Origin of the sequence: Kribbella ginsengisoli (assembly GCF_039537185.1) — a bacterium.
GTDB lineage: Bacteria > Actinomycetota > Actinomycetes > Propionibacteriales > Kribbellaceae > Kribbella > Kribbella koreensis.
The window spans coordinates 1255118-1278412 of the sequence record NZ_BAABAA010000001.1 but is presented as its reverse complement, the minus strand read 5'-3'; the positions used below and the strand labels follow the sequence as shown (position 1 = coordinate 1278412).

Sequence of the window (23295 nt, the reverse complement as noted above, 5' to 3'; positions counted from 1 at the left end):
TTCCCCGAGCCGGGCGCCGCCGAGAGGTGCGCTCTGGAGGAGACTGCCGTGACGCGATCGTCCCCGACCCAGGCAAGGTCAGCCGGACAGATGGCTCTCGTTGCCGGAGGCCACTGAAGTCGTCGCTCGCAGACTCGCGACTGCTGAGGAGGTGGTCAAGCGTGATGCCCCGAGATATGCCGGGTATGGCCGTGACGCTGAAGCCAGTTGATGTTCGGCAGCCGGGGGTGCCATCCCCAAGAAGCTCCGCCCGAATCGCGCGGGTGGCCAACGCGTCGGTCGCCGTTGGGTGGGTTGAGTACGAGCGGGCTCGCTGGTCACTCGGCAGCCTGGAGTCGCTTTGGCCAACGGCTTGATCGGCTCGTGGATCGGGTCAGCTCAATGCGACGGGCGACGGGCGACGGGCGATGGTCGATGGGCGACGGGGTGCGGTTGCCCCTCATTCATCGCCCGGGCGTCGGCTGGAGCTGCTTGCCCGATGCGTCGGGTGGCTGGTGCGTTCGGGTGGGCGCGACGGCGGTGCGACGAGCGGGTACCGGTGGGGCTAAAGCATCTACTCGGAGGTGGAGGGGTCGGTGTGGAGGCGGACCTGCTTGACCCGTACTGATTCGTCGCCGTAGAGGTCTAGTTCTCGGGTGGCGCCGTCGGGGGACCAGCCGGAGTCTGTGTAGAAGGCGCGGAGGATGTCGTCTGTGGTGTTGACCCAGACGGTGACTCGTTGGAATTTGTCGGCTCGGGTGGTGTCGACTACGGCGTTCAGGAGGCGGGAGCCGTGGCCGGCGCGGGTGGCTGAGGGGTCGACGGCCAGTTCGGCGACTAGGGCGTCGTGGCGGGGGTCGGCGTCTGGGTCGTCGGAGGCGGTGATGGCGGCGAAGCCGACGATGGTTCGGCCGGCCAGGGCGACCAGCACTCGGTTGCGGGCTTCGCCGGGGGCGATCAGGGCGGCTCGCCATTGGGCGGCGAACTGGGCGGGGTTGAGGTCGGCCAGGACGTCAGCGGGGAGCAGGCCCTCGTAGGCGCGGCGCCAGGCTGCTACCTGGATTTCGCCGATCGCGTCGGCCTCGGCGGGGAGGGCGAGCCGGACGCTCGACTCGGCGATCGGGTCCTCGGTGGTGCCCATCGAGGTGAGGCTTTCCGGTTCCGGTACGCCGAAGTCGTCGTGGTTCATGCCGACATCCTTTCAAAGGCCACGACAAAGGCCTCCGGCAGGACACCCGTCGGGTAGGTGTCCTGCCGGAGGCGGCTCAAAAGGGACCAGGAGGAGGGTCAGTAGACGAGCTTCCGCAGCGCAGTCTCGGCGGGGCCCCGGTACGAGCGCTTCTTCATCTGGTAGGCAGCGATCACCGAGACCGTCCAGACCAGGATGGCGGCGCCGAAGGCGGTCCAGCCGGTACTTCCGAAGCGCTGACCCAGGTTGAGGGTGAAGGGCGCCAGCAGCACCATCCAGGACACCGACTGGAACAGGTACCCGGACATCGACCGCTGCCCGAGGGCCGAGATCGCCTGGACCGGCAGACCCAGTTCGGCGGGGCGGCGCGACGCGGTGAGCTTGCCGACCAGGAGGGCGAAGAGGGCGATGTAGCCGGGGCCGCCGTACTGGCCGCTGAGGTTGTGCAGGAACTCGAGCTTCGAGATCGCGGCCTCGTCGACGTGCAGCCAGCCGGCGGCGACCAGGGCGAGCGGAAGACCGCCGAGGACGGTGATGCCCATGCCGACCGCGGCCACCCGGGTCAGGAGCGGCTTAAAAGCCAGCGGGTTCTCCAGGATCTGCTGGCGAGCAGCCCAGATGCCCAGCCAGACGATCACGGTGAAGCCGAGCACGAAGGCGGTGTGGGCCGGGTACTCCTGCAGTCGGTGGACCAGGCTGGAGCCGTAGTTCGTGGCGGCCAGCGACGGGTTCGGGCTGTTGGTCATCGACTGGCCCGGTCCCGAGTTGATGACGGCCGAAGCTGCCAGGCCCGCGGCGACGATCACGTAGACGATCTGGGCACCCCAGATCCACAGGATGATCTTGTGGAAGCGGTCGCCGCGATTCAGCAGTACCAGCGTGCAGATGACGCCGACGATGCCGTAGGCGCCGAGGAAGTCACCGAAGTACAGGAGCGTCGCGTGGGCCAGGCCGAAGGCGACCAGCCAGGCGTTCCGCTTGAGCAGGATCTTGCGTACTCCGCTCGGCGTCGCGCCCGAGTTGCGCTGGCGACGGGCCAGCTGGACCAGGCCGTAGCCGAACATCACCGCGAAGACCGGGTACGCCCGGGCGTCGACCAGGGTGATCTTGACGAAGTTGAGGATCCGCTCGAGGCCGTGCGGGGTGCCGTTCAGGCCGGGGGAGCCGGCGAAGGCGAAGTTGGCGGCGTTGGCCAGGCCGATCAGCAGCAGCATCGCGCCGCGGATCAGGTCCGGCGCCAGCGCGCGCTCGGCGCTGGTGACCGGGCCCCGGTGGTCGGTCACCGGGGGCTGCGAGGTGATGAGCTGCGTCACGGGGATTCATCCCTTTCGAAGAATTGTGGAGGGGTTGAGCTGTTGTCCACAATCCTGTCGCCGCGGCGGCGTCGGACCCAGTGGCCTGAGCCCACACCTGAAGGTGGTGGTAGCACCCCCAAGCCATCGTTGTGACACTTGTCGTCCGATCTGCAGAAAAAGTGTCACAAGTCGGCTATGCTCGGCCCATGGACAGCTTCCAGGCGACGATCGACGCAGACGGCCGGATCGAGCCGCGCGACGCGATGCCCGAGGGGTACCGCAAGACCCTGATCCGGCAGATCGCGCAGCACGCGCACTCCGAGATCATCGGCATGCAGCCCGAGGGCAACTGGATCAGCCGCGCGCCGTCGCTGCGCCGCAAGGCGATCCTGATGGCGAAGGTCCAGGACGAGGCGGGTCACGGCCTCTACCTGTACGCCGCTGCCGAGACGCTCGGCGTGGACCGCGCCGACCTGCTCGACATGCTGCACGAGGGCCGGCAGAAGTACTCCAGCATCTTCAACTACCCGACGCTCACCTGGGCTGACATCGGCGCGATCGGCTGGCTGGTCGACGGCGCCGCGATCGTCAACCAGGTCCCGCTGTGCCGCTGCTCGTACGGTCCGTACGCGCGCGCCATGGTCCGGGTCTGCAAGGAGGAGTCGTTCCACCAGCGGCAGGGGTTCGAGATCCTGCACACGCTGTGCAACGGCACCGACGCGCAGAAGGCGATGGCCCAGGACGCGCTGAACCGCTGGTGGTGGCCGAGCCTGATGATGTTCGGCCCGCCGGACGCCAGCTCGACCCACTCCGAGCAGTCGATGGCGTGGGGGATCAAGCGGCACAGCAACGACGAGCTGCGGCAGCGGTTCGTCGACATGACCGTCCCGCAGGCCGACGTGCTCGGCATCCGGGTGCCCGACGACGGGCTGACCTACGACGAGCAGACCGGTCACTACAGCTTCACCCAGCCGGACTTCACCGAGCTGTACGAAGTTGTCAAGGGCAACGGTCCGTGCAACCAGGAGCGCCTGGCGCACCGGGTGAAGGCCCATGAGGACGGCGCCTGGGTCCGCGAGGCGGCAGCGGCGTACGCGGCCAAGCAGGCACTGAAGAAGGAGACCGCAGCATGATCGAGCCGCTCTGGGAGGTCTTCGTCCGGTCCCGTCGTGGACTGAGTCACGTGCACGTCGGCAGCCTGCACGCGCCCGACGCGACGATGGCGCTGCGCAACGCCCGCGACGTCTACACCCGCCGCCAGGAGGGTGTCTCGATCTGGGTCGTGCCGGCCGCCGACATCACCGCGTCGAGCCCGGACGAGAAGGACGAGTTCTTCGACCCGGCCGCCGACAAGGTGTACCGCCACCCGACCTTTTACGAGGTCCCGGAAGGCGTCGAGCACCTGTGAGCGACCTCTTCATCTACACACTCAGGCTCGGCGACGACGCGCTGATCGCGGCGCAGCGGACCGCCGAGTGGATCGCGGCCGCCCCGCAGCTCGAGGAGGACGTTGCCCTGGGCAACATCGGCCTCGACCAGCTCGGCCAGGCCCGGTCGCTGCTGCAGTACGCCGGGACGGTCGAGGGCGCGGGGCGTACCGAGGACGACCTGGCCTACTTCCGCGACGAGCGCGACTTCCTCAACGCCCAGCTCACCGAGCTGCCGAACGGCGACTTCGCGCGCAGCATGGCGAAGCTCCTGTACTTCGCGACCTACCAGCACCTCCTCTACGAGGAGCTCCGCAGCTCGTCCGACGAGACCCTCGCGGGCGTCGCCGGCAAGGCGGTGAAAGAGGTCGCGTACCACGTCGACCACGCCACCCAGTGGGTACTGCGCCTTGGCGACGGCACCGAAGAGAGCCACGCCCGGATGCAGGCCGGCCTGCAAGAAATGTGGCCGTACACGGCAGAGCTGTTCGCCACCGACGACCTGGTCCAGCGGCTCGACGCAGCCGTCGACCCGTCGACGCTGGAGGAGGAGTGGCTGCGCCGGGTGACCGAAGTGATCGACGCGTCGACCTGCGAGCGGCCGACCTCGGCGTACCAGCACAGTGGCGGTCGCGAAGGCCGTCACACCGAGCACTTCGGCTACCTGCTGGCCGAGCTGCAGCACGTCGCCCGCTCGCATCCGGGAGCGAAATGGTGACGGACACCGCGATCTTCGAGGCGGTCGGGGAGGTCGCGGACCCCGAAGTACCGGTGCTGACGATCGCCGATCTCGGGGTGCTGCGCGGGGTCCGGCACGAGGGCGACGAGGTGGTCGTGACGATCACCCCGACGTACTCCGGCTGCCCGGCGATGGACCTGATCAAGCACGAGGTCGAGCTGACCCTGGACTCGCTGCAGCTGAAGGGTCGCGTCGAGACGGTCCTGTCGCCCGCGTGGACGACGGACTGGATGAGCGACGAGGGCAAGGCCAAGCTCACGGAGTACGGGATCGCCCCGCCGACCGGCCGTCGCGCGGTCGGCGGACCGGTGTCGCTGAGCCTGACGATCCGGTGCCCGCTGTGCGGCTCGCCCGACACCACCGAGCTGAGCCGGTTCGGATCCACCTCCTGCAAGTCGCTCTGGCGGTGCAACTCCTGCCGCGAGCCCTTCGATCACTTCAAAAACCTTTGAACATCCAACGCAGCAAGGCGATCTAGATGACGACGATGACCAGGCGCAGGGCGAGCTTTCATCCGCTCGAAGTCAGTGCGATCGACGAGATCACCGACGACTCGGTCGCGATCACCTTCGACGTACCGGCGGAGCTTGCGGCGGAGTATGAGTTCGCCGCAGGCCAGCACCTGACCGTACGGCGGACCGATGACGACGTCCGGCGCAGCTACTCGATCTGCTCGCCGGCCGGTTCCGGCGTACTCCGGATCGCGGTCAAGCGGATCCCCGGCGGCGACTTCTCGTCGTACGCGTCGACCGCGCTCAAGGTCGGCGACACGATCGACGTGATGACGCCGCTCGGCCGGTTCGGGACGCCGCTCGATCCCGCGCACGCCAAGCACTACGCGTTCATCGCCGCGGGCAGCGGGATCACCCCGGTGCTCTCGCTGGTCGCGACCATCCTGCAGGTCGAGCCGCAGAGCCGGGTCACCCTGCTCTACGGGAACCGCACGGCCGGCTCGGTGATGTTCTCCGACGACCTCGCCGACCTCAAGGACCGGTACGCCGAACGCCTGCACCTCGTCCACGTGCTGTCCCGCGAGTCGACCGACGTCGAGCTGTTCAGCGGGCGGATCGACAAGGACCGGCTGGGCCGGATGATCGACACGATCCTGCCGGTGAAGTCCGTCGACGAGTGGTTCCTCTGCGGGCCGTACGCGATGGTCGTCGGCGCGCAGGAGTTGCTGATCGACCAGGGCGTCGCGCGCGAGGACGTGCACGCCGAGCTGTTCCACGTCGGCGACGAAGCACCGGTGGCGCGGGTCGAGGAGACAGCGACCGATGCCGAGGCGGCCGAGGTGACGGTGATCCTCGACGGCCGTCGCTCGACCTTCCCGTTGGGCGAGCACGGAAAGGCAGTGCTCGACGCGACGCTCGCCGTCCGGACCGATGCGCCCTTTGCCTGTAAGGGCGGAGTTTGCGGGACCTGCCGGGCAAAAGTTGTCGACGGCACCGTTCGGATGGACACCAACTGGGCGCTCGAACCCGACGAGATCCGGGCCGGTTACGTGCTCACCTGTCAGTCCCACCCCACCAGTGACAAGGTCACCCTCGACTTCGACGCCTGAGGGCAGGTTGGTGTCATGACACCGCCGTGAGCCGATGGATGAGGCAGAATCCGAATTCTGCAACCGTCCGCTCACTGGGGGTACATCGATGGCTCGACGTTGGAAGACACTCGCCACGGCCGGCGCGCTCGTCGCCGGTCTGCTCACGGTGGTACCGGCATCTGCCGTGCAGAGCGCGCCGATCCCCAAGCTGGCCTGGCATGCGTGTGACAACGCGCCGGGTTACGAGTGCGCGACGGCGAAGGTGCCGCTGGACTACGACAACCCGCGCGGCGCGAAGATCTCGCTCGCGGTCAGCCGGATCAAGGCGACCGACCCGAAGCGGCGGATCGGCTCGCTGTTCCTGAACCCGGGTGGTCCGGGCGGCTCGGGCGTCCAGTTCCTCCAGAGCGTCGGCCAGAGCCTGTACTCCGACGAGGTGCGCGCCCGCTTCGACCTGGTCAGCTTCGACCCGCGAGGCGTGGCCGGCAGTACTCCGCTGACCTGCTTCAAGACGCAGGACCAGGCCGACGCCGCGACCGCGCCCTTCCCGTTCCCGGTGACGCCGGCCGAGGAGAAGACGTGGCTCGGCTTCGACCGGGCGTACGCCAAGTCCTGCAAGAAGTACGCCGGACCGATCATCGACCACATGTCGACCGCGGACGTCGTTCGTGACATGGACGTGCTGCGGCAGGCCGTCGGGGACAAGAAGCTGACCTACGCCGGCTACTCGTACGGCACCTACATCGGCTCGGTCTACGCGAACATGTTCCCGGACAAGGTCCGCGCGCTCATCATCGACGGCGTCATCGACCCGGTCTCGGACGCCACCGGCCGCGGCCTCGAGTGGGTCCGCAAGCCGGTCGACGCGCGGCTCGAGAGCGAGCAGGGCGCGTACCAGGAGTTGCAGGAGTTCCTCCGCCTCTGCGACCTCGGCGGCTCGAACTGCGCCTTCAGCGCCGGCAACCCCAAGGCCCGGTACGACGCACTCGCGGCCAAGCTGCGCAAGCACCCGCTCACGCTGCCCGACGGCGAGGTCGTCACCTACGCCGACATGGTCTCCCAGACGCTCGGAGCGCTCTACAGCGCCGGCGACTTCCCGGCCCTGGCCGAGTATCTCCAGGGGCTCGCCACCGCGTCGGCCAGCAAGGTGAAGGCGGCACGCACGGCGCTGGCCGCACCGGCGTACGAGCAAGGCGCTGAAGGCTTCTACGGCGTGTGGTGCACCGACTCGCTCAACCCGGCCAGCGCGTCCTACTGGGTCACTGCAGCCAGGGCAGCGGACAAGAAGTGGCCGTACTTCGGCCGCGCCTGGAACTGGGAGGCGAGCATCTGCGCGAACTGGCCGGGCCACGACGCGGACCGGTACCTCGGCCCCTTCACCAAGCGCTCGGCCAACCCGGTCCTCGTGATCGGCAACCGGTATGACCCCGCCACTCGCTACGAGGACGCGGTCAGCACGTCGAAGATCCTCGGCAGCGCCCGGCTCCTCAGCGTCAGCGGCTGGGGCCACACCTCGCTGTTCTCGTCGTCCTGCGCGGACAGCAAGGCGAGTGCCTACCTACTGACCGGCGCCTTGCCCGCGAAGGGCACGGTGTGCAAGCCCGACGAGGTCCCCTTCGCCCAGCCCGCAACCCGTTCGGCAAAGGCCCAGCCGGCGTACCAGTTCAGGCCGCCGACGCGCTGACCCATGGCGGGGCGGAAGCACTTCCGCCCCGCCATGACCGTCAGGCGACGATGATCGGCAGTTGCGTCTCGAAGAGGCCCGCGAAGGTACGGCTGGGCAGGATGTGGCCCTGGTCGGGGGCGCTGCGGACGATGCTGTAGCCCCAGTCGACCGCACGCAGCCGCTGTGTGTGGGTGCCGTGGTGGCCCGGGTTGGTGAAGCCGCAGTCGCCGAGCTGGAAGAACACCTGGTCGAACTGCTGGATCCGCTTGTACTGAAGGGCGTCCCCTCGCGCGTGGGTGAGGAAGTAGGCGGCGAACGAGTCGGCCATCAGCTCGGTCCGCCGGGTCGCCTCGGGGCCGGTGAGCGCGGTGGTGAACAGGTTGTCCGCGAACTGCACCTGGTGCCCGTACTCGTGGGCCAGGATCGCCTGTGCGGTGACGTCGGAGTAGCCGATCGCCTTGAAGGCTTCGAGCACCCCGTCGCCCATCACGATCATCTTCGGGATGACGAAGCCCGGAATGACCGCACCCGGGTAGGCGAAGGCGTTGAAGCTGAAGAACGGGTGGTTGCCGTAGTCGAACTTCGGCTGGTTCACCGTGGTCACGACCTCGGTGGCCAGCGCCGTCGAGATGGCGTCGGGCAGGCCGTAGGCGACGTGGAACAACCGGTACATCCGGGCCGGGTCGGTCAGCATGGTGCCCTTCATCGGGACCAGCCGGATACCGGTCGCGTCAATGTCCCAGAACCGGCCGAGGTCGCGGAAGGTGTGGGTGACGTCGGTGGTGAACTCACCGGTGAGGCCGAAGGTCGACCCGGCGTCCTGCGGCCACAGCAGCGCGTCCAGCAGCAGCGGCTGGAAGCTGTTGAGGGCGTCCGCGAACTGCTGGTCCGCGGCCGTCCAGTCAGCTCGCTGGGCAGCCGCCCAGTCACGGACCGGCGTGGACGGGTTGCACGCGGTGGGGACGACCGCAGCGCTCAGGTCGTCGTCGATCGCCACCTGAGCGTTGAGCTGGGCCGCGAGGGTCGAGCCGTCGGTGGGCCTCAGCGAGTTGAGCTTGGCCGCCAGAGCGGCGGTCTGCTCGGGCGTCACTGTCTGCGTGGCCGCCGCGGTCTGCACACCGGCGGTCGATGCCTGAGCGGCGTTGGCCGCCAGACCGCCCGCCAGCACGAGCGAGAGCAGGATCGCCGACCCTGCAAGGGACTTCTTCATGGTTCTCCTAGGACTTCGCCGGGACGGCGGTGGAGTGGTTGATGCGGCTCAGTATTGGCCGCCGCGGAGGCGCCGGTGGTGGTTCGGAGCTGTCGGAATCCGGCATGGCGGGAAGTTGACGGCTCGCGACTACGGCCCGTGTGGCGCCGAGGAACTGTCGGTCCGCGCTGAAAGAATCGGCGGCTCACGACTGATGGGGGTGGGGCGCCGTGATGGGGCGTTCGCATGCGTTGTCCGGTTGGTGCGCGGGGCTCGCGGTCGCGCCGCTGGTCGGGCTGACGACGATCGCGGAGGTGGTGCCGTTCGCCGCCGCGACGGCTGGGTATGCGTTGCTGCCGGACCTGGATCATCCGGGCGCCGGGGCGTCGCGGTTGCTCGGGCCGATCACCGGGTTCGTGTCGAATGTGGTGCGGGCTTTCTCGAGCTTGCTCTACTCGCTGACGAAGGGGCCGCGGGACGAGGACAGCACGGGGCAGCATCGGCATGCCAGTCATACGCTGGCGGCTGCGATCGGGCTCGGCTTCGCGACGTCGAGTGCGGGCGCGGCGGGCGGTTGGCGCGCAGTACTGGCCGTGGCGCTCGTCGGGTTGCTGCTGGCCGCTGATGCGCTCGGCGACTGGGTCGTGACGTTGGTACTGGCGGCCGGCGCGTGGACGATCGCGGGCACGTGGTTGCCAGGGGAGTCGGCGGTCCACAACCTGCACGCCGGGCTGGATGGGATCGGCAAGTGGATCGGCGTGGCCGTTGCTGTCGGCATGTTCGTGCACTGCCTGGGCGACAGCCTCACGCGATCAGGCTGTCCGTGGTTGTGGCCGCTGCCGATCCGTGGCGAGACCTGGTACGAGATCCGCCTGCCGCGACCGTTGCGCTTCCGCACCGGCGGCTGGGTGGAGAACTTGCTGATCGTGCCGGTGCTGGTCATCGCCGGCGTCTTGCTGCTGCCCGGCGCGATCCAGTTCCTGGTGGATGTCTTCGACGCGGTGGGAGTGAGTGTGGCGCGCCGCTAGGGTCCGACCAGCGGGACGGCGCGCCACACTCACCAGGGGAACTCAGCTGGTCGCGTCAGGGCGGACCAGCTGGGGGAGGACCTTGTCGAACAGCTTCCCGAACGTCACCGTCGGGATGATGTAGCGCGGGGCGAAGGTGAAGGTCGCCAGCGTCAGGCCCCAGGTGGCGGCCCGGCGGCGCTGGTTCGGCGTACCGTGATGGCCTTCCGCGCTGAAGCCGCAGTCGCCCAGGTCGTAGAACGTCTCCAGGTACTGCTGCACCCGCGTCCACTTCAGGTGCGCGCCCTTGAGATGGGACAGGTAGTAGGCCGCGTACGAGTCGGCCATCAACTCCGTACGCCGGGTTGCCTCGGCCCCCGTCAGCGGGCTGTCGAACTGGTGCCGCTCGTACTGCACGTGGTGACCGAACTCGTGCGCCAGGATCGCCTTCGGCGCGACGTCGCCCAGCCCGAGAGCGCGGAAGCCCTCCAGGACGCCGTCGCCCATCACGACCTTGTCGCTCGGCAGCCCGACGCCGGGGATCGCGACGCCCTCGGCCGACCAGGCGAACGCGTTGAAGGTGAAGAGCGGGTGGTTGCCGAAGTCGAACTTGGGCTGGTTCACGATCGTCGCCATCGTGCTCGCCAGCGATGCCGCGTCGGCCGCCGAGAAACCGTGAGCCGCACTGAGGGCACGGGCGACCCGGCCCTGGTCGAGCAGCGTGTCGCCGTGGGCGGGCACGGTCTCGATGTCCTTCGAATTGATGTCCCAGAAGCCCTGCAGACCCTTGAAGGTGTTCTTGACCGTGTTCGTGTACTCGCCGTCCAGCCCGTAGAAGCGGCCCTTGGCCGGCTCGGGGAAGAACAGCGCGTCGTAGGTGATCGGGTCGAGCAGCAGAATGATGAACGCGTTCAGCCGGTCGTCGAGCGTCCAGTCGGCGATCGAGGCGGTGACCCAGTCCGTCACCGGCGTCGTCGCCGGGCACTCGTAGTCGTCCGGGTTGATCGCCTGCTCGGCGGTCTTCTGCAGATCTGAGTCCTGCAGCCCGAGCCGGGCCTTGGTCGCGGCGAACTTCGCCTCGTAACCGGCCGGCAGCTTCGCCTCCAGCTGCTCGAGCAAGGCGTGCGACTGCTCCGGGCTCAGATCACCGGGCGCCGTGGCGACAGCCGCACCGGGAACAGGCGCGGCCTGGGCCGGTGCGGTCATCAGGCTGCCGGTCAGTGCGAGCGTGGCGAGGGCCACGGGCAGAGCGAGGAACTTCTTCATGCCGACTCCTGGGCGGTAGGGGACGGCCTCAGTCTCACCCGCGGTTCACCTTTCAACTGCCGTTCCGCACTGTCGGAATCCGGCATGGCAAGAACCTGACGGGCCGAAATGTGAACAGATAGTGATGAGGCGACTGCGGAGAGTTCCGGCAGGAAGTTTTTCGGATTTTTTTGGTGGAAGGTGTAACGACTGCGGAGGCTGCAGCGATAGGACGAGTGAGCCTGGTGGCTGCCCGGACCCCCGAGCGGACAGCCACCAGGCCTACTCATTTCTTGAGGCGCTGGGAGCGGTAATCTGAGCCCCATGTCCTCTACCTCAGACACCGCCTCGACGGCCCTGCCTTTCGGCAGGTTGACCACGGCGATGATCACCCCCTTCAAGCCCGACGGCTCACTCGATCTCGATGCGGCGCAGAAGGTGGCCAGCAAGCTGGTCGACGAGGGCAACGATTCCCTGATCGTCAACGGCACCACCGGCGAGGCGCCGACCACCAGCGACGAGGAGAAGGTGCTGATCATCCGCGCCACTCTCGAGGCGGTCGGCGATCGCGCGAAGGTCGTCGCCGGGGTCGGGTCCAACAACACCGCCCACACCGTGGAGTCGGCCAAGGCGGCCGAGGCCGCCGGTGCGCATGGCCTGCTGGTCGTCACGCCGTACTACAACAAGCCGCCGCAAGAGGGCATCAAGCTGCACTTCAACGCGGTCGCCGACGCCACCGGACTGCCCGTGATGGCCTACGACATCCCCGGCCGGGCCGGTGTGCCGATCACCACCGAGACGCTGCTCGCGCTGGCCGAGCACCCGCGCATCGTCGCGGTGAAGGACGCGAAGGGCGATGTCGCCGCGACGACGAAGGTGCTGGCCAATTCGGGCCTCTACTACTACTGCGGTGCGGATGAGCTGAACCTTGCCTGGCTGGCGATGGGCGCTGTCGGGATCGCCAGCGTCGTCGGGCATGTCGCCAGCCCGCAGTACCGGCAGTTGATCGACGCCGTCGTCGCAAACGACCTGGACACCGCACGACGCATCGACCGGCAGCTGGTTCCCGCCGTCGAGGCGATCATGACGAGGACGCAGGGAGCCATCATGGTGAAGGCGGCCCTCAAGCTGGCCGGCGTGATCGAGCACGCGACGCTGCGCGCGCCGCTGGTCGAGGCGACCGGCGAGCAGACCGACTGGCTCACCACCGATCTGAAGACGGCAGGACTGATTGCATGAGCCACCCGCACCCCGATCTGCAAGCGCCGGAGCCACTCGCGCCCGGCGCTCTCCGTGTGATCCCGCTGGGCGGCCTCGGCGAGGTCGGCCGGAACATGACGGTCTTCGAGTACGACGGCAAGCTGCTGATCGTCGACTGCGGCGTGCTGTTCCCGGACGAGAACCAGCCCGGTGTCGACCTGATCCTCCCGGACTTCCAGCCGATCCGGGAGCGTTTGGACGACATCGTGGCCGTCGTCCTGACGCACGGCCACGAGGACCACATCGGCGGCCTGCCGTACCTGCTGCGCGAGCGCGGTGACATCCCGGTGGTCGGCTCGCAGCTGACCCTGGCGCTGCTCGAGGGCAAGCTCAAGGAGCACCGGCACCGCAACGTGCCGCAGCAGACCGTCGTCGAGGGCGAGACGGTGCGCTTCGGCCCGTTCGAGTGCGAGTTCGTGGCGGTCAACCACTCCATCCCGGACGCGCTCGCCGTGGCGATCCGGACGCCGGCCGGCCTGGTGCTGCACACCGGCGACTTCAAGATGGACCAGTTGCCGCTGGACAACCGGATCACCGACCTGCGGGCGTTCGCCCGGCTCGGCGAGGAAGGCGTCGACCTGTTCATGGTCGACTCCACCAACTCCGAGGTGCCCGGCTTCACGACCCACGAGCGCGACATCGCGCCGGTGCTCGACGGCGTGTTCAGCAAGGCATCGAAGCAGCGCATCATCGTCGCCTGCTTCGCCTCGCACGTGCACCGCGTGCAGCAGGTGATGGACGCGGCCGTCAAGCATCGCCGCAAGGTCGCGTACGTCGGTCGCTCGATGGTGCGCAACATGGCGGTGGCCCGCGACCTGGGCTTCCTGACCGTGCCCGGCGACACGCTGATCGACATGCGCGAGCTCGACAACTACCCGCCCGAGCAGGTCGTGCTGGTGTCGACCGGTTCGCAGGGTGAGCCGATGTCGGCGTTGTCGCGGATCGCGGCCAACGACCATCACGTAGTACAGATCCAGCCGGGCGACACCGTCGTACTGGCGTCGTCACTCATCCCGGGCAACGAGAACTCGGTGTTCCGGGTGATCAACGGGCTGACCCGGCACGGCGCGAACGTCATCCACAAGGGCAACGCGCTGGTCCACGTCTCCGGCCACGCGTCGGCGGGCGAGCTGCTCTACTGCTACAACATCGTGAAGCCGCGCAACGTGATGCCGGTGCACGGCGAGATCCGGCACCTGCACGCGAATGCCGAGTTGGCGCGGCAGACCGGCGTACCGGAAGAGAATGTGGTCGTGGTCGAGGACGGGGTGGTGGTCGACCTGATCGGCCGTAAGGCCGTCGTCGCGGGCAAGGTCGAGTGCGGGTACGTGTTCGTCGACGGCTCGACCGTGGGCGACATCACCGAGACCTCGCTGAAGGATCGGCGGATTCTCGGCGATGAGGGTTTCATCTCGGTGATCGCCGTGATGGACTCTGTCACCGGCAAACTGATGGCCGGGCCGGAGATCCAGGCACGCGGGTTCGCCGAGGACGACACCGTCTTCGACGAGCTGCGGCCGAAGATCGAGGCGGAGATCGAGAAGGCGATCGGGAGCGGGGTGGACGACATGTACCAGTTGCAGCAGGTCATCCGCCGCGTGGTCGGCAAATGGGTCAGCGACACGCACCGTCGCCGGCCGATGATCATCCCGGTCGTCGTGCAGTCCTAATACAGAGGGGTGGGCCAGACGTGAGTATCACTGGTGTCAATGGAGCCGGGCAGCGCCGGCCCACCATGAAAGAGGTCGCGGCCCGGGCGGGCGTGGCGCTCAAGACCGTCTCCCGGGTGGTCAACGAGGAGCCGAACGTCAGTCCGGAGCTGACCGCGAAGGTCCAGGCCGCGATCAAGGACCTGAACTACACGCCGAACGAGAGCGCCCGGATGCTGCGCCGCGGCAAGACCGGCACGATCGCGGTCGTCATCCGCGACATCGGCGACCCGTTCTTCGCGTCGCTCGGCCGCGCGGTCGAGCTGTGGGCGCGGGGGAGCGGTTCGGTCGTGATGATCGGCCTGACCGACGAGGACCCCGAGCGCGAGCGTGAGGTCTGCCTGGAGTTCGTGGCCCGGCGCCCGGACGCGCTGATCATGGCGCCGATCGGGGAGACCCAGGAGTACCTGGCCCCGCACGTCGACGCCGGGATGGCAGTCGTGACGATCGACCGGCCGGCGCACGGGATCGAGGCCGATGCGGTGCTCGCCGACAACGCGGGCGGTATCGACCAGGCGATCGACCATCTGGTCCGGCAGGGGCATCGGCGGATCGCGTACCTCGGTGACGACGAGCGGATCTTCACGGCGCGCGAGCGCGTGGTCGCCTACCGGGCGGCCATGGCAAGGCACCGGATCGATGTCGATGAAGACCTGGTCCACCTGTCCGAGCCGACCACCGAGGGGATCGGGATCACGCTGTCCGCGGTACTGGACCGGCCCGAGCCTGCGACGGCCATTCTGTCGGCCAACAACATGACCACTGCCGAGGTACTGCGAGGGATGGCCGGCCGCCGCGACCGCGTCGCCCTCGTGTCCTTCGACGACCTGGCGCTCGGCGACCTGCTCAGCCCCGGACTCACCGCGGTGGCGCAGTCGGCCGACGTGATGGCCCGTACTGCGATCCAGCTGATGACCGAGCGGCTGCCCGAGCCGCACCGCCCGGGCCGGACGGTCAGGGTGCCGGTGAAGCTGACGATTCGTGGCTCGGGGGAGATTCCTCCGTCGAGCTGAGCTCGCCGTACCGGGCAAGAGCCAGGGCGGCCGCGATCGCGAGAGCGAACCCGGCCGCTGCCGGTACTACGAACCCGTGGCGGGTCCGGTCGCCCAGCGCCAGGATGCCGACGGCGGCCGGAAACACGGTCTCGCCGACGACGAGCATGGCCGTCGCGGTGGTGATGCTGCCGCGTTGCAGCGCCGAAGCGAAGAACAGCATCGCTGAGGCGCCGGCGACGATCGCTGTATAGACGGCGGGCTCAGTGAGCAGGTCGATCGGCTTGAAGCTGTCGATGATCCGCCCTGAGATCGCCACCACGCCGAAGCTCAGGCCGGCGACCAGGCCCAGCAACGGCGCCCGCAACCTCTTCGGTGCCAGTCCCGCCGAGAGTCCGATGACGACCAGGACCGCTGTCGCGACGACCAGCCCCCACCGGAACCCGCTGCTGACCGAGCTGGCGCCTTCGCTCTCCGCCGACAACCCGAGCAGGCCGAGCCCGACGCACACCGCGCCGACCGCAGCCCACTCACGCCGCCCCAGCCTGATCCCGAGGAACCTCGCCGCCACTGCGGTCACGGCGAGACTGGCCGCCAATGCCGCCTGAACCACGAAGAGCGGAAGTACTTGCAGTGCGGCGAGCTGAACGCCGAACCCGCACAAGTCCAGAGCGATCCCGGCCATGAACCGCCACTGCGAGACCACCCGGAACAACAGCCGTGGATCGACTCCCTCACCACCGCCGGGTGTGGACTGCGCCGCCATCGCCTGCATGACCGACGCCAGCCCGTAGGCAAGAGCGGCAGCCAGGGCGCACAGCAATCCCCACCACATGCGCCTCACACTGTCACAGCCTCTGGTTCAGGAAGGTAACCACCACCTCCGCAAGCTCCTCGCGGTGGTCCGACAGTGCGTGGTCGGTGGGGAACAGGTGATGCTCGGCGTTCTTGTAGGCCTCCACGAGCGGCTGGTGATGCTGCTCGGGTGGCGCGGCGGTGTCTCGGGTCGCCCCGATCAGCAGCACCCGGCGATCAGCCAGCTTCGGTGCGAGGTCCGCGAGGCGCCATTCCGGGCCGTGGGCAACCATCTCGTCCACGAGCGCCCGGCCGCTGGTGCCTTGGAGCGGGAGGAGGTCGCTGTCGAACGGTTCGACGTACTGGTCGGGATCGGGCGCGGTACCAGCGGCTCCGAAGTCGAAGCCGGCGATCGAGCCGACCGTCGGGATCGTGGGATCGGCCGCGACGGTCTGCAGCGCCGCGAACCCACCCATGCTGTGCCCGACCACCGCGAACCTCTCGGCATCGATCCGCGGATCCGCCCGCAACTGCCCGGCCGCGGCCGCCGCGTCCTCGAGAACGTTGCTCCAGGCCCAGGTCCCCGCCGAGCCCCACGATCCGCGGTAATGAAAGACGAGCGTCGCGTACCCGGCCCGCTGCAGCGCGTGGGCGAGATCGAAGTTCCGCTCCCACCCCGGAAATCCGTGCAGCAGCAACACTGCCGGATGGGGCCCGTCACCCGGCGGCAGATGAAGTACTCCGGGCAGCTCGTGCCCGCCGCTGGAGATCGGATAGGCGATCGTGCCGGCGTAGGTCATGCGACTCCTGGTTGTGATCGAACCGGTCGGTACCATCGCAACGCTAACAAGAGATGGGCCCGATCGGTACCATCTGTCTCATGCCCGTCGCCAAAGGAACCTCGCTCGACCCCGACCGGACCCGGGCGGCGATGCTCGAGGCCGCCACCGTCGTGTTCTACGAGCGCGGGCTGGACGGCGTCGGGATCGCCGAGCTGTGCTCATCGGTGGGAGCGTCGAAGGAGACTCTGTACCGGCACTTCGGCTCGAAGGACGGGCTGATCGCCGCCGTCCTGCAGGCACGCAGCGATCGCAACAACGCCTGGCTGCGGCGGGCAGCGGCGACGGGTGGGGACGACCCGGTCGCCCAGTTGACCGCGGTGTTCGCAGTACTGGGGGAGTGGTTCGACCAGCCGCAGTACCGGGGTTGCGCACTCTTGAACGCGGCCACCCAGCGGCATTTCGAGCCGGCCCACAGCATGGCGGTCCAGCATCTCGACGGTTATCAGGCGCTGCTCACCGAGATCGCCGCCGCGGCAGGAGTCGCCGACCCGGACCGGGTCGGGCGCCAGTTGCTCATGCTGCTCCAGGGCGCGACTGTGATGGCCGACCATCTCGCGCTGGGCCGGGCGGCGGCCGATGACGCGCTGGCCGCTGCCCTGCCCTTGCTGGCTACTTCCGGTACTGACTGACCAGCGGACACTGGAACGGGTCGCGGGCGCGGATGCCGACGTTGTTGAGGTAGTCGACGACGATCTTGTACGACTCGAGGAACGCGACCTCGGTGTACTTCACGCCGTGCAGCTCGCAGTACTCGCGGACGATCGGCTGGACCCGGCGCAGCGTGGGCCTCGGCATGCTCGGGAACAGGTGGTGCTCGATCTGGTAGTTGAGCCCGCCCATCGCGAAGTCGGTGAGGACGCCGCCGCGGATGTTGCGCGACATCAGCACCTGGCGACGGAGGAAGTCGATCTTCATCGTGGCCGGCACGAGCGGCATGCCCTTGTGGTTCGGTGCGAACGAGCCGCCGAGGCAGACGCCGAAGACGGCCAGTTGCAGGCCGAGGAACGCGCTGGCCTTGCCGATCGGTAGCAGGACGTACAGCGCGGTCACGTACAGGCCGAGCCGGGAGACGACGACCGCAGCCTCGATCCGCTCGACCTTGGTGGCGCCGCGCCGGAACAGGTGCTGCAGGCTCGACACGTGCAGGCTCAGGCCTTCCAGCGTCAGCAGCGGGAAGAAGAGCCAGCCCTGGCGATCCTGGTACCACTTCATGAAGCCGCGCTTGCGCTGGGCCGCATGGTCGGGTGTGAAGGCGACGACGCCGATCGCGATGTCGGGGTCCTTGCCGAGCTGGTTCGGCGCGTTGTGGTGCTTGCTGTGCTTGTTCTTCCACCAGGTGATGCTCATCCCGGCCAGGCCACCGGCCAGCAGACGGGCGGTCCAGTCGTTCCAGGCGGCCGAGTCGAAGATCTGCCGGTGGGCGCTGTCGTGGCTGAGGAACGCGACCTGGACCAGGATCAGCGCGAGGGCACCGGCCATCAGCAGCTGGAACCAGGAGTCACCGAGCAGGATGAACCCGGTGATGACGCCGCCGAGCGCGGCCAGTACCAGGCCGATGCGAGTCCAGTAGTAGGTGTAGCGGCGTCGCAACAGGCCGAGGTCCCGGACCGTGTGCAGGAGGTCGCTGTAAAGACTCGCGTACTTCTGCTGCGGTCTTTGGGGGTGCGGGTCTTCGGCGAGCAGTTGTGACAAGGAGAACGCCCCATCCGGAGTGCATCAGTCGATGCGCCACCGGGTCCAGGGCAGCGCCACGAGAAGAGTGGCTGTAGTAGCCAACGGAACCACGCTGGGCGACCACACGCAACCGACCGCTCGGTAGGGGCGTGGCGAGGTCAGGCTCAGGGAGTCATCAGGCTCGCGGTGCGGAGTGTGCCGTCCAGCACACCCCTGGCCACGGCCTTCAGCCCACACCCCTTCCCGCGGGCGTAGGAGCGCATCGCCGCGAAGGCGTCCGGCAGGCTGAGACCGGCTCGTTCGGCGAGCATTCCCTTGGCCTGTTCGATCAGGATCCGGCTGTCCAACGCCTGTTGCAGCTGGCCGCACAGCTCTTGCCGGCCGCGGTGCTCGCGCTCGTGCAGCAGGCCGATCGTGGCCATGTCGGACAGCGCTTGCCCCAGCCTCAGCTCCTGCTCGCTGAAGGGGACGGGGCCGGTCCGGAAGAGGTTCATCGAGCCGATCGCCTTGCCTCGCAGGCAAAGCGGGAGCATCTCGGTCGTCGGGTAGCTCGGGTGATCCTGCTCCACCAGCTGGGCGGGGGAGTCGGCGGTGGCGAAGACCCGGAGTACGTGGTCGTCGTCGGTCAGGTCCAGACCGACCGCGTCCACCTCGAGCAGCTCGACTGTTGCCTCGGCCAACATGCCCAGGAAGGCAGCAAGCTCGAAGTCCTCGCCGAGCGTGTCGGCGAGCTTGATGAACACATCAGTGAGGCGTTGTTCCCTGGACTGCACCGGAATTCCCTTCGACCCTGTGAGACTCAATCATCGATGCCCGCGCAAGCCCCCCGCGATTCCCCGGGCGAGTTGTCGGTTAGTTCGTTCCGCAGTCACCCGGACGTCACTGTGGAGGAGCACCTTCGGCTCATGAACTTGAGCCGCCGCCAGCTGCTGGCCGCCACTGCCGTCGCGGGTGCGACCGCCGCCGTACCGAGCGTGACCGCCGCCGCTTCCGTAGTACGCCGGGACCGTCCTGCTCTGCCGTCCGGAATCATGTCGGGCGACGTCACCTCGAACTCCGCTGTCGTCTGGTCGCGCACCGATCGCCGCGCCCGGCTGACCGTCGACCTGACCAGCCACGGCCGGTTCGACCGGGCCGTGACGTTGCGCGGCCCGATCACCTCGGCCGACCAGGACTACACGGCTCAGCTGCCGCTGCGTGGTCTGCGTCCCGGTCAGCGCTACGACTACCGGATCGGCTTCGAGGACGCCTACGGCCGCCGCGGCGAGACCCTCGAGGGCTCCTTCAGTACGCCGGGGCGCAACCGCCCCGTGAGCTTCGTCTGGACCGGCGACACCGCGGGCCAGGGCTACGGCATCAACCCCGACATCGGCGGCATGATCGCGTACAAGGCGATGCACCAGACCCGCCCCGACTTCTTCCTGCACTCCGGCGACAACATCTACGCCGACGGCCCGATCGCGGCCTCGGTGGCGATCCCGGACGGCACCACCTGGAAGAACGTGGTGACCGAGGAGGTCAGCAAGGTCGCCGAGACGCTGGCGGAGTACCGCGGCCGGTACAAGTACAACCTGCTCGACCACAACGTCCGCGACCTGTACGCCGACGTGCCGATCGTCAGCCAGTGGGACGACCACGAGACGCTGAACAACTGGTACCCGGGCGAGATCCTGACCGACGACCGCTACACCGAGAAGCGGGTCGACGTACTGGCCCAGCGGTCCCGGCAGGCGTTCCTGGAGTACCTGCCGATGGTGCACACCGCCGGCCGCAACCGTATCTACCGCAAGGTGAGCTATGGCCCGTTGCTCGATGTCTTCTGCCTCGACATGCGGACCTACCGCGGCGCCAACCCGGCACCGGGTGTCGCCGGTCCGGTCGCGATGCTGGGTGCCGAGCAGGCAGCATGGCTGGTTCGTGAGGCCGCCGCTTCCAAGGCGACCTGGAAGGTGATCGCCAGCGACATGCCGCTGGGTCTGCTGGTGCCGGACGGCACCGAGATCGAGGCTGTCGCCAATGGACTGGCAGGGGCGCCCGGTGGCCGCGAGCACGAGATCGCCTGGGTGCTCTCGCAGTTCAAGCGCCGCAAGGTCCGGAACACGGTCTGGCTGACCGCGGACGTGCACTACTGCGCCGCGCACCACTACGACCCGTCGCGGGCGGCCTTCACCGACTTCGACCCGTTCTGGGAGCTGGTCGCCGGTCCGGTGAACGCCGGTACCTTCGGGCCGAACGCGCTCGACTCGACCTTCGGTCCTCGGCTGGAGTTCGTGAAGGCGGCTGACTTCCCGAACCAGCCGCCGTCGGGTGGCAACCAGTTCTTCGGGCATGTGTCGATCGACCCGCGGTCGGAGGTCTTCACCGCTTCGCTGCGGGATCTGTACGGCAAGGTGCTGTGGAGCAAGGACCTGCCGGCAGCCCACCACTGACAACTCTGGGGAGCGGCCCGCTCACCAGACCGGATGCCCAGCGCGGGATGCCGCCCGCTGAAGGCCTGGTGAGCGGGACGCGCAGTAAGTTGGCCCGCATGAGCTACCCAGAGAGTCGCCGTGACGAGAGTGTCGTCGACACCCTGCACGGCCGCGAGATCGCCGACCCGTACCGCTGGCTGGAGGACCCCGACTCCGCCGAGACCAAGGACTGGGTCTCCCGCCAGAACGCCGCGACCGAGGCCGAGCTGTCGAGCTACCCCGAGCGTGCCTGGTTCCAGGAGACGATGACCGCGATCCTGGCGCGGCCGCGGGCCGGAGTACCGGTGCGGAAGTCCGGCTGGTACTTCGTCGGCCGCAACGACGGCTCCCAGGCGCAGGACGTCCTGTACGTCGCTGACTCGCTGGATGCGCTGCTAGAGGGCGGCCGGGTCATCCTCGACCCCAACAAGCTGTCCGTGGACGGCACTGACTCACTGGCCAGCTTCACCATCAGCCCGGACGGCCGGTACTTCGCGTACGGGGTCAACGAGAGCGGTAGCGACTGGACCACCTTCCGGCTCCGGGAGATCGCCACTGGCGCCGATGTGGACGACGTGGTGACCCGTGCCAAGTTCTCCCAGGCCACCTGGCTGCCGGACTCGTCGGCGTACCTCTACCTGCACTACCCGGCCAGTGGCCGTAGCGAGGGTACCGAGACGCAGGCGCTTGAGGGTGGCCAGCTGAAGCTGCACAAGGTCGGTACTGCGCAGGACGATGACCAGTTGGTGTTGAGCTTCCCCGACAACCCGCAGCTCTTCATCCAGCCCGAGGTCTCCGACGACGACCGCTACCTCGTGGTGACCCTTGCCGAGGGCACCGATCCGGCATCCCGGATCTGGGTCTACCCGGTGGACGGCAGCGTGCTGGGCGAACCGATCAAGGTGATCGACGAGTTCCGCGACGAGAACATCTTCGTGCGGATGTCCGGTGACCAGCTGGTGCTGCAGACCGACCGGGACGCATCTCGGGGCCGGGTGGTGACCTCGGACCTGGCCGGCAACTTCACGGACCTCATCCCCGAGGGCGACAACGCCTTGCTGACCGTCAGCGGCGCATCGTCGGGACTTGCCGTCGTGTCTTTGGTGGACGCTCAGCCGGTGCTCACGTTGCACTCCTTGGGGGGCGCCGACGGCCAGGTCGTGCCGGTGCCCGGCGGGGGCTTCGTGGGGTTGAACGCGTCGACGAAGTACGACGAACTCTTCATCGGGCTCTCGTCGACCACGGATCCGACGGTCGCCTATGTGGTCTCGATGGCGACCGGCGAGTTCCGGGCCCTGCCTGAGCTTGTCCCCGCGGGAGTCGGCTTCCTGTCGCCGGACATCACCGTGAGCCGCCGGGTCGAGCCCGGGCGGCAGGTGCCGTATTTCCTGATCAGCAGGGCGGACCTGGGGTTCGACGAGCCGCGGCCGACGCTGATGTACGGCTACGGCGGCTTCAGCATCCCGATCATGGCCGACTACCGGCCGGGTTGGCCGGCCTGGCTTGCGGCGGGTGGGGTGCTGGTGATCACCAACCTGCGCGGCGGCGGGGAGTACGGAAGCTCCTGGCACGACGAGGGACGGCTGCGGAACAAGCAGAACGTCTTCGACGACTTCATCGCGGTCGGGGAGGACCTGACCAAGACCAAGGTCACCACACCCGCCCAACTGGCCATCCACGGCCGCAGCAACGGCGGACTGCTCGTCGGAGCAGTCATGACCCAGCGGCCGGACCTGTTCGCGGTAGCGCTGCCTGGCGTCGGCGTGCTGGACATGCTGCGCTTCCACCTCTTCACTGTTGGCGCTGCCTGGGCCTCCGACTTCGGACTGCCCGACGACCCAACACAGTTCGAAGACCTGCTCGCCTACTCGCCACTGCACAACCTGCGCGACGGTACGTCGTACCCGGCGACCCTGGTCGTCACTGGCGACCATGACGACCGGGTGGTGCCGCTGCACAGCCACAAGTTCATGGCGACGCTGCAGCACGCGCAGGCGGGGGACAAGCCGGTACTGACCCGGATCGAGGTAAACACCGGCCACGGCTTCGGCAAACCGGCAGCGATGGTCGCCTCCGAGTGGGCCGACCTGCTGGCCTTCGCTGCGCACCACACGGGACTCCAGCCGCAGTAGCGCGATCCGATGGATGCCTTGGGCAACGAACGGTACCGGGCCGCATTCGAGCGTGGCGCGGCTGCCTGTACCGGCTTCGGCGAGGCGATGGAGCTCACGGTCGGGCGCGAGGCCGCAGTACCGGTACTGCGGCCCGCGTCCACGGGACCGGATCGCTGAGCG

At 68.3% G+C, this 23295-nt stretch carries 22 protein-coding genes; 14 read left to right on the top strand and 8 right to left on the bottom strand.

All coding sequences use genetic code 11. The annotated features are described in order from the left end of the window. Positions 1–553: 553 nt before the first annotated feature. Positions 554–1168, bottom strand: a complete 615-nt coding sequence (locus ABD768_RS05655; RefSeq protein WP_343968280.1) for a GNAT family N-acetyltransferase — start codon at positions 1166–1168, stop codon at positions 554–556. Positions 1169–1266: 98 nt separating this feature from the next. Continuing rightward, entirely contained in the window at positions 1267–2481 is a 1215-nt protein-coding gene (locus ABD768_RS05650; protein WP_344838010.1) for a DUF418 domain-containing protein, read from the bottom strand. A 188-nt stretch (positions 2482–2669) separates the two neighbouring features. Here ABD768_RS05650 and paaA point away from each other — a divergent pair, with 188 nt between their 5' ends. From paaA to ABD768_RS05620, 6 genes are all read left to right on the top strand, one after another. Next, on the top strand, positions 2670–3596 hold the full coding sequence (paaA, locus tag ABD768_RS05645; protein ID WP_343968276.1) for a 1,2-phenylacetyl-CoA epoxidase subunit PaaA: 927 nt from the start codon (positions 2670–2672) through the stop codon (positions 3594–3596). After that, positions 3593–3871, top strand: coding sequence for a 1,2-phenylacetyl-CoA epoxidase subunit PaaB (gene paaB / locus ABD768_RS05640; protein WP_343968274.1), 279 nt, complete (start codon positions 3593–3595; stop codon positions 3869–3871). The genes paaA and paaB overlap by 4 nt, the downstream gene beginning before the upstream one ends. Next, on the top strand, positions 3868–4608 hold the full coding sequence (gene paaC / locus ABD768_RS05635; RefSeq protein WP_344838007.1) for a 1,2-phenylacetyl-CoA epoxidase subunit PaaC: 741 nt from the start codon (positions 3868–3870) through the stop codon (positions 4606–4608). Before paaB ends, paaC begins: the two co-directional genes overlap by 4 nt. Beyond that, on the top strand, positions 4602–5081 hold the full coding sequence (gene paaD / locus ABD768_RS05630) for a 1,2-phenylacetyl-CoA epoxidase subunit PaaD (protein ID WP_343968270.1): 480 nt from the start codon (positions 4602–4604) through the stop codon (positions 5079–5081). The genes paaC and paaD overlap by 7 nt, the downstream gene beginning before the upstream one ends. Positions 5082–5107: 26 nt before the next feature. After that, complete coding sequence (gene paaE, locus ABD768_RS05625; protein WP_344838002.1) at positions 5108–6190, top strand: 1,2-phenylacetyl-CoA epoxidase subunit PaaE; 1083 nt, start codon at positions 5108–5110, stop codon at positions 6188–6190. Positions 6191–6278: 88 nt separating this feature from the next. Continuing rightward, positions 6279–7856, top strand: a complete 1578-nt coding sequence (locus ABD768_RS05620) for an alpha/beta hydrolase (protein WP_344838000.1) — start codon at positions 6279–6281, stop codon at positions 7854–7856. A gap of 40 nt (positions 7857–7896) precedes the next feature. On the opposite strand, the gene ABD768_RS05615 is transcribed toward ABD768_RS05620, so the two are convergent. Next, the gene (locus ABD768_RS05615; RefSeq protein ID WP_343968263.1) at positions 7897–9048 is read right to left on the bottom strand and encodes a hypothetical protein; all 1152 of its coding nucleotides are present in this window, start codon (positions 9046–9048) and stop codon (positions 7897–7899) included. A 212-nt stretch (positions 9049–9260) separates the two neighbouring features. On the opposite strand from ABD768_RS05615, the gene ABD768_RS05610 reads away from it, so the two are divergent. Further along, positions 9261–10055, top strand: coding sequence for a metal-dependent hydrolase (locus ABD768_RS05610; protein WP_343968261.1), 795 nt, complete (start codon positions 9261–9263; stop codon positions 10053–10055). Between the two features lie 42 nt (positions 10056–10097). Here the strand turns inward: ABD768_RS05610 and ABD768_RS05605 are convergent, their stop codons facing one another. Next, complete coding sequence (locus tag ABD768_RS05605) at positions 10098–11300, bottom strand: hypothetical protein (RefSeq protein WP_343968259.1); 1203 nt, start codon at positions 11298–11300, stop codon at positions 10098–10100. Between the two features lie 303 nt (positions 11301–11603). Between ABD768_RS05605 and dapA the strand changes: the two genes are divergently transcribed. From dapA to ABD768_RS05590, 3 genes are read left to right on the top strand one after another with little or no spacing between them, the layout of a single operon-like run. After that, positions 11604–12518, top strand: a complete 915-nt coding sequence (gene dapA / locus ABD768_RS05600) for a 4-hydroxy-tetrahydrodipicolinate synthase (RefSeq protein ID WP_344837996.1) — start codon at positions 11604–11606, stop codon at positions 12516–12518. Continuing rightward, complete coding sequence (locus tag ABD768_RS05595; RefSeq protein WP_344837994.1) at positions 12515–14209, top strand: ribonuclease J; 1695 nt, start codon at positions 12515–12517, stop codon at positions 14207–14209. Before dapA ends, ABD768_RS05595 begins: the two co-directional genes overlap by 4 nt. Positions 14210–14229: 20 nt before the next feature. Further along, entirely contained in the window at positions 14230–15261 is a 1032-nt protein-coding gene (locus ABD768_RS05590; RefSeq protein ID WP_344837992.1) for a LacI family DNA-binding transcriptional regulator, read from the top strand. On the opposite strand, the gene ABD768_RS05585 is transcribed toward ABD768_RS05590, so the two are convergent. Together ABD768_RS05585 and ABD768_RS05580 are read right to left on the bottom strand one after the other, a co-directional pair. Continuing rightward, positions 15203–16075, bottom strand: a complete 873-nt coding sequence (locus ABD768_RS05585) for a DMT family transporter (RefSeq protein WP_344837990.1) — start codon at positions 16073–16075, stop codon at positions 15203–15205. The two genes, ABD768_RS05590 and ABD768_RS05585, sit on opposite strands and share 59 nt — an antisense overlap. A gap of 13 nt (positions 16076–16088) precedes the next feature. Further along, positions 16089–16835: an alpha/beta hydrolase family protein gene (locus ABD768_RS05580; RefSeq protein ID WP_344837988.1), complete on the bottom strand. Its 747-nt coding sequence runs from the start codon at positions 16833–16835 to the stop codon at positions 16089–16091. Between the two features lie 80 nt (positions 16836–16915). Here ABD768_RS05580 and ABD768_RS05575 point away from each other — a divergent pair, with 80 nt between their 5' ends. Further along, complete coding sequence (locus tag ABD768_RS05575) at positions 16916–17506, top strand: TetR/AcrR family transcriptional regulator (RefSeq protein WP_344837985.1); 591 nt, start codon at positions 16916–16918, stop codon at positions 17504–17506. Here ABD768_RS05575 and ABD768_RS05570 read toward each other — a convergent pair. Both ABD768_RS05570 and ABD768_RS05565 read right to left on the bottom strand, forming a co-directional pair. Then, positions 17487–18569, bottom strand: a complete 1083-nt coding sequence (locus ABD768_RS05570) for a fatty acid desaturase family protein (RefSeq protein WP_343968242.1) — start codon at positions 18567–18569, stop codon at positions 17487–17489. The genes ABD768_RS05575 and ABD768_RS05570 overlap by 20 nt on opposite strands. A gap of 146 nt (positions 18570–18715) precedes the next feature. Then, on the bottom strand, positions 18716–19324 hold the full coding sequence (locus ABD768_RS05565; RefSeq protein ID WP_344837982.1) for an ANTAR domain-containing protein: 609 nt from the start codon (positions 19322–19324) through the stop codon (positions 18716–18718). A 132-nt stretch (positions 19325–19456) separates the two neighbouring features. Between ABD768_RS05565 and ABD768_RS05560 the strand changes: the two genes are divergently transcribed. The 3 genes from ABD768_RS05560 to ABD768_RS05550 all read left to right on the top strand — a co-directional run bounded on the left by ABD768_RS05560 (position 19457) and on the right by ABD768_RS05550 (position 23292). Further along, the gene (locus ABD768_RS05560; RefSeq protein WP_344837979.1) at positions 19457–20980 is read left to right on the top strand and encodes an alkaline phosphatase D family protein; all 1524 of its coding nucleotides are present in this window, start codon (positions 19457–19459) and stop codon (positions 20978–20980) included. 98 nt (positions 20981–21078) lie between these two features. Then, positions 21079–23133 carry a prolyl oligopeptidase family serine peptidase gene (locus tag ABD768_RS05555; RefSeq protein WP_344837977.1) on the top strand — a complete coding sequence of 685 codons (2055 nt, stop codon included), beginning with the start codon at positions 21079–21081 and terminating at the stop codon, positions 23131–23133. A gap of 9 nt (positions 23134–23142) precedes the next feature. Further along, positions 23143–23292 (top strand): hypothetical protein, encoded by a 150-nt coding sequence (locus tag ABD768_RS05550; protein ID WP_343968232.1) that lies wholly within the window; start codon positions 23143–23145, stop codon positions 23290–23292. Positions 23293–23295 lie beyond the last annotated feature (3 nt).